The sequence below is a fragment of the Lentzea sp. NPDC020367 genome (assembly GCF_044387305.1).
Taxonomy (GTDB): domain Bacteria; phylum Actinomycetota; class Actinomycetes; order Mycobacteriales; family Pseudonocardiaceae; genus Lentzea.
Map to the genome: position 1 here is coordinate 78,265 of NZ_JBIRVV010000002.1, position 13,269 is coordinate 91,533.

General features: G+C 70.8%; 7 protein-coding genes. 1 reads left to right on the forward strand and 6 read right to left on the reverse strand.

Going from position 1 to position 13,269, the window contains the following annotated elements; genetic code table 11:
• Positions 1-13: 13 nt before the first annotated feature.
• Positions 14-2,554 carry a penicillin acylase family protein gene (locus tag ACH413_RS07525; protein ID WP_360033718.1) on the reverse strand — a complete coding sequence of 847 codons (2,541 nt, stop codon included), beginning with the start codon at positions 2,552-2,554 and terminating at the stop codon, positions 14-16.
• A 118-nt stretch (positions 2,555-2,672) separates the two neighbouring features.
• Between ACH413_RS07525 and ACH413_RS07530 the strand changes: the two genes are divergently transcribed.
• The gene (locus ACH413_RS07530; RefSeq protein ID WP_360033715.1) at positions 2,673-3,905 is read left to right on the forward strand and encodes an MFS transporter; all 1,233 of its coding nucleotides are present in this window, start codon (positions 2,673-2,675) and stop codon (positions 3,903-3,905) included.
• 7 nt (positions 3,906-3,912) lie between these two features.
• On the opposite strand, the gene ACH413_RS07535 is transcribed toward ACH413_RS07530, so the two are convergent.
• Genes ACH413_RS07535 through ACH413_RS07555 form a run of 5 tightly spaced genes read right to left on the reverse strand, consistent with a single transcriptional unit; the run spans position 3,913 to position 13,269 of the window.
• A complete protein-coding gene (locus tag ACH413_RS07535; RefSeq protein WP_360033712.1) occupies positions 3,913-5,247 on the reverse strand; it encodes a M20/M25/M40 family metallo-hydrolase in 1,335 nt (444 codons plus the stop codon).
• A gap of 19 nt (positions 5,248-5,266) precedes the next feature.
• The gene (cysC, locus tag ACH413_RS07540) at positions 5,267-7,069 is read right to left on the reverse strand and encodes an adenylyl-sulfate kinase (RefSeq protein ID WP_360033710.1); all 1,803 of its coding nucleotides are present in this window, start codon (positions 7,067-7,069) and stop codon (positions 5,267-5,269) included.
• Entirely contained in the window at positions 7,069-7,977 is a 909-nt protein-coding gene (cysD, locus tag ACH413_RS07545; protein WP_360033707.1) for a sulfate adenylyltransferase subunit CysD, read from the reverse strand. Before cysD ends, cysC begins: the two co-directional genes overlap by 1 nt.
• Positions 7,977-8,183 carry an MbtH family NRPS accessory protein gene (locus ACH413_RS07550; RefSeq protein ID WP_360033704.1) on the reverse strand — a complete coding sequence of 69 codons (207 nt, stop codon included), beginning with the start codon at positions 8,181-8,183 and terminating at the stop codon, positions 7,977-7,979. Before ACH413_RS07550 ends, cysD begins: the two co-directional genes overlap by 1 nt.
• Positions 8,176-13,269 carry a MupA/Atu3671 family FMN-dependent luciferase-like monooxygenase gene (locus tag ACH413_RS07555; RefSeq protein ID WP_360033701.1) on the reverse strand — a complete coding sequence of 1,698 codons (5,094 nt, stop codon included), beginning with the start codon at positions 13,267-13,269 and terminating at the stop codon, positions 8,176-8,178. The genes ACH413_RS07550 and ACH413_RS07555 overlap by 8 nt, the downstream gene beginning before the upstream one ends.

Consider the following 13,269-nt stretch of genomic DNA (forward strand, 5'->3'; position numbering starts at 1 on the left):
CGTCCCACGAGGCTCAGGCCGGTTTCAGGGTGAGGTGCTGTTTCGCCGCGGCTGTCACGGCGTCCCGGCTGAACGGCCACGCGGTCGTCTCACCGCGCCGCCACAACGGCAGCTGGTCGTCGTAGTGGTCGGCGAAGGCGTGGCCGGACGCGCCGGTGAGGTTGATCCACCGGGACGCGTCCGGGTCGGCCCAGTCCACGACCATCCGCATGGACGGCACCCAGTTCACCTCGTAGGTCTTCTTGGCGTTCCAGCCCGTCGCGTTCACCGTGGCGGGCCCGCCGGCGACACCCTCCGGACCGCGGTTGAGCAGCCACTGGATCGGCGCGGGACCGGAGCCCAGCGTCTGTTCCCGCACGGTCAACTGGTGCAGGTCGCCCCACTTCCACGCTGCCGGATCGTCGCCGAGCCGCTCGCGAAGCTCCTTGTTCGCGTCGTTCATGGCCGTGCTCAACATGGCGTCCCTGCCGTTCACGCCGCGCTGGGTGTTGTGCCAGAAGTCGTCGTCCGGGTGCTCCAGCAGGGTGCGCACCACCTCGAACCACTGGCCGCCGCCGTCCACGTCGACCTTGGGCGCGGCGTTCGTGAGCTTGTCCAGGAACATCAGCTGCAACAGGTTTCGCCACACGGCGTTGAAGTAGGCGGCCGGGGCGGAGTCGGCCGGTTGCGTGTAGTCCCAGCCGCGCAACAGGTCCTGCGCCTTGGCCGTGTCTCCCTCGACGGTCGCCTTGAGCAGGTGCGGGGTGAGGTTGGCCGCGTTGGCGTTGCGGGTGTCGAGCTGGATCCGCTGCATCGCCGCCGCGTCCAGCTTGCCGCCCTGCTTGATCAGGTCGGTGATCCGCTGGCTGCGGTTGCCGTCACCCCAGTCCTTGGTGATCAGGTACGGGTACGACGGGTCGGTCACCGCGTTGTTCGCGTTCACGAAGTACCCGCTGGCCGGATCCAGCGCGCTGGGCAGCTTCTCGAACGGGATGTACCCGCTCCACTCCGAAGCGCTGGTCCAGCCGGGCACCGGGAAGCGCCCGTCGCCCTGTTTGCGGATCGGGATCTGACCGGGCACCTGGAAGCCGATGTGCCCCGCGGCGTCGGCGTAGAGCATGTTCTGCGACGGCGCGGCGAACAGGGACGCGGCCTCGCGGAACGAGTTCCAGTCGTGGGCGGTGGCCAGCCCGAACACCGCGTCGACGGTCCGGGACGGCTGCAACGCGGTCCACTTGAGCGCCACCGCGTACTCACCGGACTCGACTCCGGGTTCACGGCCCTGCGTGCCGACTGCCTTCAGCCGGTCCATGACGTCGGACATCAGCGGGCCGTGCCCGGTCGATCTGACCGTGATCGTCCGGGATTCACCGCCGGAGACCTTGATGACCTCCTGCCGGGTCTCCAGGGGCTTGCGCTCGCCGTCGTACTCGTAGGTGCCGTCGCTGACGCGTTCCAGGTAGAGGTCGACGACCGCCGGGTCGAGGTTCGTCAGCCCCCAGGAGATGTCGCGGTTGTGCCCGATGATCACGCCGGGCATGCCGGAGAAGGTGAAGCCGCTGACGTCGAACGGGCAGTCCTTGCCGACCGAGCGGCAGTGCAGACCCATCTGGTACCAGATGCTCGGCATCTGCGGCCCGAGGTGGGGATCGTTGGCCAGCAACGGTTTTCCGGACGTGGTGAGCTTGCCGGACACCACCCAGGCGTTCGACCCGATGCCCTTGCCGCGCGGCCCGAGAACGCCGTCGAGGGTGCCGGCGGCGTCGGCCACGCCGGCCACGGCCGCCGCAATGCCCGCCTTCTCGTCACGTCCGGCGCTCTGCGGCACGGTCGCGTCCGGGTCGGCCGGCACGCTGGGTTCCCAGCGGCCGAAGTCGTACTCCGGGAAGAGCCTCGCCACGGTGTCCGCCGGCAGGCTGGCGGACAGCATCGCGTGCCTGGCCTGGTACGTGATCGTGCCGCTGAGGTCCCACGCCATCGCCTTGAGCCAGGACACCGAGTCGACCGGAGACCACTTCTCCGGCGTGTACCCCGGTGTGAGCAGCCCCAGGATCGCGTACTCCGCGCTCAGCTCCGAACCCGTGTGCTCGGCCAGATAGGCGTTCACGCCCTCGGCGTAAGCCTGCAGGTGGTCGCGCGTGCTCGCCGAGAGCATCCCGTACTCCTGCTCGGCGACCCGGCGCCAGCCCATCGTCCGCACCGTCGCGTCGGTGGCCACCTGGTCCTCGCCGAACAGCTCGGCGAGACGCCCGGCCGTGATGTGGCGACGGATGTCCATCTCCCAGAAGCGGTCCTGCGCGTGCGTGTACCCCTGCGCCAGGAACAGGTCGTGCGGGTTGTCCGCGTAGACCTGTGGCACGCCGTACTGGTCGCGCAACACCTCGACCGGCGCCTGCAGGCCCGGTACGGCCAGTTCGCCGTCGGTGACCGGGAACGAGTTCCGGACGGTCCAGGTGACGAACAGGCTGACCGCGGACAGCACCACGACCAGGAGCACCACGACACACCACGCCGTGACGCGCAATCGGCGCGGCCACTTCGATCTCGGCCGTGCCTGCGGGACGGCGTCGGTCACGGTGCCCGGGGTGCTCGACACATCTACCACTCGTGGAGCATCGCCACGTTCGCGCGCCGGGCAAAGAGAGGGGTTCTCCTGACTTAACCCGCGTACGCGCAGGTGCCACGCTCGCGAAGTGGTTACCGACGCCGCCGTGCGCCCCAGGTCCGGACCCGACTTCCGCCGGTTCTGGACCGGCGACGTGGTGTCGCAGTTCGGCTCCCGGATCACCGAGTTCGTGCTGCCGCTGCTCGTCGTGACCACTTTGGACGGATCCGGCACGCAGGTCGGCCTGTTGCAGGGCCTGTACCTGTGCCCGTTCTTCCTGTTGCCGCTGCTGGCGGGTGTCTGGCTGGAGCGGCGGGCCAAGCGGCCCGTGATGATCGCCACGGACCTCGTGCGGTTCGTGCTGGTCATGGCCGTGCCGGTGCTGGCCCTGTTCGGCGGGCTGACCTTGCCCCTGCTCTACGTGATCGCGGTGCTCGGCGGCACGATGACGGTCGTCTACGACATCGCGGCGACCAGCTACCTGCCGGTGCTCGTCGAGGGCGAGCAGCTCGCGTCGGCCAACAGCAAGGTCATGGCGGGCCAGGCCGCCAGCGCGACCGGCGGGCCCGGCCTCGCCGGCTGGCTCAGCGGCCTGTTCGGCCCGGCCGCGACGCTCGTGTTCGACGGGTTGTCGTACCTGGCCTCGGCGAACGCGTTGCTGCTGATCCGCCATCGCGAACAGGTCCCTTCCCGGCCGCGGCGCGACCTCCGGCACGAGCTGGTCGAAGGGCTCCGGGCGGTGCTGCACAACCCGCCGGTCCGGGCGCTCGCCGTCCACGCGGGGATCTACAACGCCGCCACCGCGATGACGACCGTGGCGTTCCTGATCTACTTCGTGCGCGACCTCGGGCACAGTTCGGCGGCGTACGGCCTGATCATGGTGTTCGGCGGGCTCGGCGGCATCTCCGGCGCGCTGGGCGCCCCCGCCCTGATCAAGCGACTCGGGTACGGGCGCTCGATGCTGGTCGTGCTCGTGTTCTCCACGTGGTCGTACTTCCTGCTGCCCCTGGCCGGCGGCGGTCAGGCGGACGTGGTTCTGGGCGGCCTCGCCTACTTCCTCGGCTCGGCCGGTGCCGCGGGCGGGACCGTGGTCGCGGTGACCGTGCGGCAGAAGACCACACCGACCGAGCTGCTCGCGCGGATGAACGCCAGCTACCGGCTGTTCGCGTTCGGCATGCTGTCACTGGGTTCCGTGGCCGCGGGATTCCTGGTCGACGGGATCGGCGCGCGAACCACGTTGTTCGTCACGCCGATCCTGTTGCTGATCTCCGCGATCCCCGCGGCCAGCCGGCCGGTCCGCACGATCCGCGAACTGGACTGACCTCGCGCTAACGATAGGAGCGCAGGAGTTCCGTGAGGCAGCTCGTGCCGAACTCCAGCGCGTCGAGGGGGACGCGCTCGTCCACCGTGTGCAGCAGGCCGCGGTAGTCGGTCCCCGCCGGCAGTTTCAGCGGAAGCCAGCCGTAGCAACGGATGCCGAGCTGGGCGAACAACCGGGCGTCGGTCGAGGCCGGCGAGACCATGGGCAGCGGGATCGCGTCGGAGTCGGCCTTGGCGAGGATCTCGGCCATGGTGTCGTAGAAGCCGCCGAACTCCGGTTGCCTGATCCGCTCCGGCCGGACCATCGAGCCCTCCAGCAGCAGTTCGTGCTCGAAGTCCTCGCCGACGAGGGTTCGCAGCTCACCGACGAAGTCCTCGACGGTGTAGCCGCCGGGCAGGATGCGGCCGTCCAGGTCGACGGTGATCTCGCTCGGCACGACGTTGATCTTCTCGGTCGTCCGGACGATCGTGGGGTTCGCGGTGTGCCGCAGCACCGAGTCCAGCCGCAGGGCCTCCCGCAGCGGAAGCCCGTCGGGGCGAGGGTCGCCCGCCTGGTCCTCCCGGTAGCGCGCCACGTGCTCCGAGAGCGGTGCCGGCAGCGCGCCGGCGAGCACCTCCAGCATGCGGTCCGCGGCCGAGGTCTGGTGACGCGGCATCCGGGTCCCGGTCAGCGCGGTGAGCAGCCGTCCCAGCCGCGCCATCGGCGAGTCCGGTGGCGTGAGCCGGGAGCCGTGGCCGCCCGGTCCGCGCAGGGTCACGCGCAGCCAGCAGGCACGCTTCTCCGCCACGACGATCGGGTGGAACCGGTGGCCGGTCAGGTCGATGCCCGCACCGCCCTCCTCGCCGATCGCGTACTCCACGCCGTCGAACAGCTCCGGGTGTTCGTTCACGAGATAGCGCGCGCCGACCGCGCTGCCCGCTTCCTCGTCGGCCACCACGGCCAGCACGACGTCACCCGCCGGGCGCTCCCCCGCGGCCGCCAGCCGCGACAGGGCGGACAGCATCATCGCGATGCCGCCCTTCATGTCGATCGCGCCACGCCCCCAGACGTGCCCGTCGACGACCCGCGCCTCGAACGGCGGATGCGTCCACTGCTGGCCGTCCACCGGCACGACGTCGGAGTGCGCGTGCAGCAACAGCGGGGGCGCCTCACCGCGGCCGGGGAACCGCGCGACCAGGTTCAGCCGCTCCGGATCCGGGCCGAGCACCCTGATGTCCACGTCGGTACCGGCGAGCAGCCGCCGCAGGTGGTCGACGACGGCGGTCTCCGCGCCGGGCGGGTTGGTGGTGTCGATCCTGATCAGATCCCGCAGCAGCGGCACCGGATCGTTGGCGAACGACATGGATGTGCGTCCTTCCTCGTCAGCTGAGCAGGTCCACCACGCGGGCGGCGAGCGCCTGGACGTCCCCGTCGCCCGGCCGCAGCACCAGTTCCGGGCGCTCCGGCCGCTCGTACGGGTCGTCCACGCCGGTGAACCCCGTGATCTCGCCTCGGCGGGCCCGCGCGTACATCCCCTTGGGGTCACGCGACTCGCACACCTCGAGAGGCGTGTCGACGTGCACTTCCCGGAACGCCAGCCCGGTCTCGTCGTGCCTGGCCCGCACCCGGTCGCGGTCCGTCCGATATGGACTGATCAACGCGACGATCGCGACCACTCCGGCGTCGGCGAACAGCCGGGCCACCTCGCCGACCCGGCGGACGTTCTCCGCCCTGTCCTCGGCGCTGAAGCCCAGGTCCGAGTTCAGGCCGTGCCGCAGGTTGTCGCCGTCCAGCAGGTAGGCGGGCCGGCCCGCCTCGATCAGCAGGCGCTCGACCTCCGCGGCGATCGTGGACTTGCCCGCGGCCGACAGTCCGGTCAGCCACACCGTGCAGCCCGGCGTCGCGCGAGTCACCTCGGTCCGGTGCCAGACGACGGAAGGCGCCGCGGGACGCAGAATCATCCCGGCACCGACGGTGTCGTTCGTGGCCTCGTCGATGAGCACGAAGCCGCCGGTCGCGCGGTTGTGCCGGTACACGTCGTAGGCCAGCGGTGCGTGGGTGTGCAGCGTGATGCGCCCGATCTCGTTGAGCGACAACGACTCCGCGGACTCGTCACGGTGCAGGGTGGTGATGTCCAGCCGATAGCGCAAGGTCCGCACCGTCGCGCGAACCTCGCGCGTGGTGTGCTGGACGAGCAACCGCGATCCAGGTGTGAGCGAGGACCGGTCGCCGAGCCAGCAGACCATGGCCTCGACGTCCCTGCCGATCTCGGGCCGGTTGCCGGGCTTGCAGATCAGGTCACCACGGCGCACGTCCACGTCGTCGGCCAGCCGCACGGTCACCGCCTGGGGCGCGAACGCGTACGGCGACGATCCGCCGCCGGGCCGGTGGATAGCCGAGATCGTCGAGGTGACGCCGGACGGCAGGACGACGACCTCGTCGCCCGGCCGGAAGGTGCCACCACCGATGGTGCCCGCGTAGCCGCGGAAGTCACCGTGGCGCACCACGTACTGCACCGGCAGCCGGGCGTCGACGAGGTTGCGGTCGGACGCGATGTGCACGTTCTCCAGGTGGTGCAGCAGCGGAGTGCCCTCGTACCAGGGCATCTGGGTGCCTCGGTGCACGACGTTGTCCCCGTGCAACGCCGAGATCGGGATGAACGTGACGTCAGCGACGTCGAGCCTGGACGCGAACTGCTCGAACTCCGCGCGGATCTCGGCGAACCGGTCGGCCGACCAGTCCACCAGGTCCATCTTGTTCACGCACACGACCAAGTGCGGGATGCCCAGCAGGCTCGCGACGAACGCATGCCTGCGGGACTGCTCGAGAAGGCCCTTGCGCGCGTCCACCAGGACCAGCGCGAGGTCCGCGGTGGAGGCGCCGGTGACCATGTTGCGGGTGTACTGCAGATGACCGGGGGTGTCGGCGATGATGAACCGGCGCCGTGGCGTGGCGAAGTGTCGGTAGGCCACGTCGATGGTGATGCCCTGCTCGCGTTCGGCGCGCAGTCCGTCGGTCAGCAACGCCAGGTCCACGGCCGTGCCGCGGACCTCGCTGGCGCGCTCGATCGACGCCAGCTGGTCGGCGAAGATCGCTTTCGCGTCGTAGAGCAGCCGTCCGATCAGCGTCGACTTGCCGTCGTCCACACTGCCCGCCGTGGCCAGCCGCAGCAGCTGGGGCTCCATCAGAAGTACCCTTCCCGTTTGCGGTCCTCCATGCCTGCTTCGGAGATCCGGTCGTCGGCCCTGGTCGCGCCGCGTTCGGTCACGCGGGTGACCTCGGTCTCCGCGACCACCGCGGCCGGTGTGTCCGCTGTGGACTCCACGCAACCGGTGCAGGTGGCGTCGCCGACCGTGCGGAAGCGGACGGTGGCCTCGTACGGTTCGTCTCCCGGCACCGGCTGCAGGAACCTGGTCTGCGCCAGCAGCATCCCGTCGCGCTCGACCACCGTGCGGCGGTGGGCGTAGTAGATCGACGGCAGGTCCATGCCCTCACGGGCGATGTAGGACCAGATGTCCAGCTCGGTCCAGTTCGACAGCGGGAACACCCGCAGGTGCTCGCCCTTGCGGTGGTGGCCGTTGTAGAGGTTCCACAGCTCGGGCCGCTGGTTTCGCGGATCCCACTGGCCGTGGTCGTCACGCAGGCTGAAGACGCGTTCCTTGGCCCTGGCCTTCTCCTCGTCGCGGCGGGCACCGCCGAACACCGCGCCGAACCTGTGTTCCGCGATGGTCCGCAGCAGGGTCGTGGTCTGCAGTCGGTTGCGGCCACTGGGATCCTCGGTCACGCGGCCCGCGTCGATGTCGTCCTGGACCCTGCCCACGACCAGCCGCACGCCGGTCCGGCGCACGACCTGGTCGCGGAACTCGATCACCTCGTCGAAGTTGTGCCCGGTGTCGATGTGCACCAGGGGGAACGGCACCGGCGCCGGCCAGAACGCCTTCGCCGCCACGTGCAGCATCACCATGGAGTCCTTGCCGCCGGAGAACAGCAGTGCCGGCCGCTCGACGGTCGCGACCACCTCGCGCAGGACGTGCACCGCCTCGGCTTCGACCGCGTCCAGGTGCGACAGCACGTAGTCCTCCGTGACGGCCACTACGCACCCATCGCGCGACGCAGGCTCAACGGCCGCATGTCCGTCCAGACGGTCTCGACGTGCGCGAGGCACTCGCTCTTGGTCCCAGTCACGCCGACCTCGCGCCACCCCGACGGCACCTCGCGGTACGTCGGCCAGATCGAGTACTGCTCCTCGTGGTTGACCACCACGGTGTAGCGGATGTCGTCCTCGTCCTCATCACGCATTTCCAACCTCCATCTCGGTTTCACGCAGTACTGCCAGCGAGCGCAGGACCGCGGCCAGCTCACTGGCGTTGGCGGGCTGCATCATGCTGAAGTGGTCGCCCCGCACGGCCGTGACCCGGACCTCGCCGTCCACAAAGGACTCCCAGCCCGCCGCAGTGGTGCTGGAGTCACCAGGGACCAGGAGGTCCACGACACCGCGGTGGCGTTCGGGCTGCCACACCGACACGGCCGTGGTCAGGTCCACGAACGTCTTCGCTCTGGCCAGCATCTCGTCGCGTTGCCCGTCCGGCAGCAACCCGGCCTCCGCCAGGGAGCCCAGCGCCTTCTCGTACTGGGCGCCGGGTTCGAGAGCGCTCAGCTCGGAGACGTCCAGCGTCACGTCGAGGCCCGACGCCCCGGCCACGCTGCGCACGAAACCGTCCACCGCGAGCGGCAGCGGAACCGGGACGCCAGGGACCTCGGGCGCGACCGTGTCGAGCAGGGCGAGCAGCCGGACGTCACCGAGCTCGGCGGCGACCGCCACGGCCAGACTCCCGCCCAGCGACCACCCGACGAGGTGGTACGGGCCTTCCGGCCACCGCTGCCGGATCACCGCCGCGTACCGGCGCGCCAGTTCCGGCACGTCCCGCCGGGCGTCCTCGGGCAGCTCGATGGCGTAGCACGGCCGGTCGCCCAGGTGCTTGCTCAACGGCACGTACGGCAACGAGGACCCGGTGCTCGCGTGCAGGCAGATCAACGGTGCCGACGTGCCGGACTCGTTCAGCGTCACGATCGATCCGGCTCCGGCGAACGCGTCCCCGGCGGTGACGACTCCGGCGAGCTCGCGGATCGTCTGGTGCTGGAACAGCTGGCGGGCGGTGACCGGCACGCCACGCCGGTTCGCCTTGTCCACCACCAGGACCACGGAGATCGAGTTGCCACCGAGGTCGAAGAACCCGGTCAGCACACCGACCGGTCCCGCGCCGAGCACCTCCTGCCAGATCTCGGCGAGGATCTCCTCCGCCGGCGTGGCGGGCGGCTCGTACCGAACCTCCGGTGCGGCCGCGCCCGGTTCGGGCAACCTCTTGCGGTCGACCTTCCCGTTGGGCGTCAAGGGGAACGCCTCCAGCCACGTGTACCGCGCCGGGACCATGTGCTCCGGCAGCACGTCGCGCAGATGCCGTCGCAGGTCCGCGTCGCCCGGCCGCGTGCCGTCCTCGGGCACGAGATAGGCCGCGAGGTACTGACGACCGGCCTCACCCCAGGCGGCGACGGCGGCCGAGCGGACCGCCGGATGGCCGAGCAGCGCGGCCTCGATCTCGCCGAGCTCCAGCCGATGTCCCCGGATCTTGACCTGGTCGTCGGCCCGGCCGAGGAACTCCAGCCTGCCGTCACCACGCCACCGGGCCAGGTCGCCCGTCCGGTAGAGGCGCCTGCCACCACCGGCGAAGGGATCCGGGACGAACCGGTCGGCGGTGAGGCCGGGCCTGCGGTGGTATCCGGCCGTGACGCCGTCTCCGCCGATGAACAGCTCCCCTGCCACGCCAACGGGTTGCGGCTGAAGCCGCCGGTCGAGGACGTAGGCGGTCTCGTTCGCCAATGGCCTGCCGATGGTCACCTCGCCCGCCACGCGGTCCGCGGTCGACCACACCGTGGTCTCCGTCGGGCCGTACATGTTGTGCAGCTCGGCGGAGGTGATCTCGCCCAGCCTGCGGGCCAGGTCGCCGGTCAGCGCCTCACCGCCGACGAACAGCACCTTCAACGACCCCAGGGCTTCCGCCGCGTCCGCGTCGCCGGCGAGCAGCCCCGCGAGCGTGGGGGTGCATTGCAGGTGGGACACGCCGTGCGCACGGATCTGCGCCGCGAGACCGGCGTCCCGCCTGGCGCCGGTGAAGGCCCGGCGGACGGTGTCGACGTGCGGCAGGGACGCGAGGACGTCGTCGGTCGCGACTCCGAAGTCGATCAGGCAGGCGATCTCGTCGACGCCCAGTTCGGCCAGCTTCTCCGCGAACCGCACGCACTGCTCCGGCGTGCCGAACAGGCCACCGGAGTCCATGTACCGGTCGGCGGCGTGCTCCAGCAGCGCCAGCCGGTCGTCCTCGCCGAGCGTCTCGAACTCCAGGCCCATCTGCTTGGCCAGGCCGCGCAACAGGTCCAGCGACGTGCTCAGGTACTGGATGAACGGGCCGCGCGCCACACTCCGCGCGCGGTCGCCGTCCGGGTCGATGAACGTGTGCAGCATCAACGCCACGTGCCCGTCATCGGTGCCGTGGCGTTCCCGCCAGGCCTCCCGGTAGACGGCGATCTTCTCGGCGAGCGCCTCCAGGTCCTGGCCGAGCATGTGGGTCAGCAGGCCGAGCCCGGCGTGCCCGGCCGCCCGGAACGTCTCCGGGCTGCCCGCGGCACTGAGCCACATCGGCAGCTCGGCCTGCACGGGAGCCGGCCGGAGGCGGACCTCGACGTCGGCGCCCTCACCGGCGGGCAGGTGGACGCTTTCCCCGCGCCACAACGACCGCACGGTCTCGACGCTCTCCAGCATGATCTTCTTGCGTTCGGCGTAGTTGTCCGGCGCGAACACGAAGTCGTTGCGATGCCAGCCGGACGCGACCGACATGCCCACGCGGCCGTCGGACAGGTTGTCCACAACGGACCATTCCTCGGCCACGCGCACCGGGTTGTGCAACGGCAGCACCACACTGCCCGCGCGGATCGAGATCCGGTCGGTCACCACGGCCAGTGCCGCCGCCGCGACCGAGGGCGCCGGGTAGAGCCCGCCGAACGCGTGGAAGTGCCGTTCCGGTGTCCAGACCGAGCTGAAACCGTTGCGGTCGGCGTACTTCGCGCCTTCCAGCAGGAGGCGGTAGCGCTCGCTTCCGGGTGCGCTCGAGTCGTCGCTCGCGAAGTAGAACAGGCCGAAGTCGAGCTTCCTCGCCGGCCGCGCGGTGCCCAGCATGGTGTCCGTGTTCGCCTCGGCGACCACGACGGTGAAGCCCCTGGCCAGCGTCCACAGCAGCTCGACCACGGAGATGTCGAACGAGATGCTGCTGACCGCCAGCCACACGCCGGGCTGGTCGGTGCCGATCCGGCGGTCCAGCTCGGTGTACAGGGTGATCACCTTGCGGTGGTCGACCATCACACCCTTGGGCTGCCCGGTCGAGCCCGAGGTGTAGCAGACGTACGACAGCATCTCCGGCGTCACCGCGACCTCGGGCGCGGTGACCGGTTCGCCGTCCACGTCCGCCACGTCGATCACCGTGACACCGTGCTCGGCCATCGCGGCCCGGCTGTCCGCGTCGACGACGACCGCCGCCGGTGCCGCGTCCGCGAGGACGAACCCGAGACGTGCGGCCGGGTACTTCGGATCCAGTGGCACGTAGGCAGCGCCGGCCTTGAGCACGCCGAGCAGGGCGGCGACGGTGTCCACCGACCGTCCCACGGCGACCCCGACCAGGCTGCCCGGCCGGACGCCGACGGAGATCAACCGGTGCGCGACCTGGTTCGCCCGGCACTGCAACTGGGCGTACGTCAGCGAGTCGTCCCCGCTCACCACGGCGGTCGCGTCCGGGGTGCGTTCGGCCTGGGCGTCGAAGGCCTCGTCGACGGTCCCCGGGGCGACCGGTGCCTTGGTGTCGTTCCAGTGCACGGTCAGCCGGACGCGTTCCGAGAGCGGCAGGAGGTCCAGTTCGGACAGACGGGCGTCCGGGCGGGCGACCGCGGACTCCAGGAGCTGACGGGTGTGCTGCAGGAAGCGTTGCATCCGGTCGCGGTCGAACAGCTCGGTCGCGTACTCCAGGCCCAGCTCGACACCTCCGGCGGACCGCTCGGCGACGCTGAGGGTCATGTCGAAGCGCGCGGTGCCGGTGTGCAGCGCGACGCCCTCGACCTCCACGTCCCCCATCCGCGCGGCCTTGAGCTGCTCGTCGACCTGCAGCAACGCCACCTGGAACACCGGGTTGGCGCCCGCGTCCCGGTCCGGCCGCAGCTCGTTGACCAGCTGGTCGAACGGCACGTCCTGGTGCGGGTGCGCGGAGTAGACGGTGTCCTTGGCCCGTGCCAGCAGTTCCCGGAAGTTCGGGTCGCCCGCGGTGGACACCCGCAGCACGACCGTGTTGGCGAAGTAACCGATCAGCTGCTCCAGCTCCGGCCGGGTGCGGCCGGAGAACGCCGTTCCGGCGACGATGTCGTCCTGCCCGGTGTACCGGCCCGACACCGCGGCCAGTGCGGCCAGCGCCAGGGGAAGCACCCTGGTCGGTTCGGGTCCGCCCAGGGCCTGGAGCTCGCGGTGCAACCGGGCGGGCAGAACGTCGTGCACGGTGTCGCCCGCCCAGCTCGGAGCGGCCGGTCGCGGCCGGTCGGCCGGGAACCGCAGCGTCTCCAGGCCTGCCAGGGCCTCTCGCCAGTACTCCATCGACGACTCGCGCGCCGCGGTGGCCTGAGCGCCGTGTTGCCAGGCGGCGTAGTCGGCGTACTGGATCGGCAGATCGGGCAGCACGGCGGGCCGGCCCTCGCGGGCGGCGCTGTAGAGCTCGATCAGTTCCCTGGTGAGGATCTCGGTGGACCAGGCGTCGGTGGCGATGTGGTGCAGGGCGAGGACGATCAGGTGCTCGTCGGCCGCCAGCCGCACGAGGTCGGCCCGCAGCAGCGGGTCGCGCTCCAGGTCGAACCGGCGGCGCCCGGCCGTGATCAGCAGGTCGGCCGCCCGGCGTTCCCGGTCGTCGAACTGCCGCAGGTCCGACACGGTGAGCAGGTCCGCGGCGGGCGCGCCGATGATCTGGCGCGGGCCGCCGGGTGTGTTGACGTAGCGCGTGCGCAGGCTTTCGTGCCGCGCGACCAGAGCGGAAACAGCGTCCCGCAACAGGGTCACGTCGAGCTCGCCGCGCAGGCGCATGGCCATCGGCGTGTTGTAGATGGGCTTGCCGTCCGCCCACTGGTGCATGAACCACAACCGCTGCTGCGCGAACGACAACGGCAACGGCTCGTCCCGGCCCACTGCGGGTATCCGGCCGGTCTCGCGTTCGGCCGCACGCCTGGACCGGAGTTCGGCCACGAGTGCGGCACGCTGCTCGGCTGTCAGCTTGCCCAGCCGCTCCTCAGTGCTCTCGTGCAT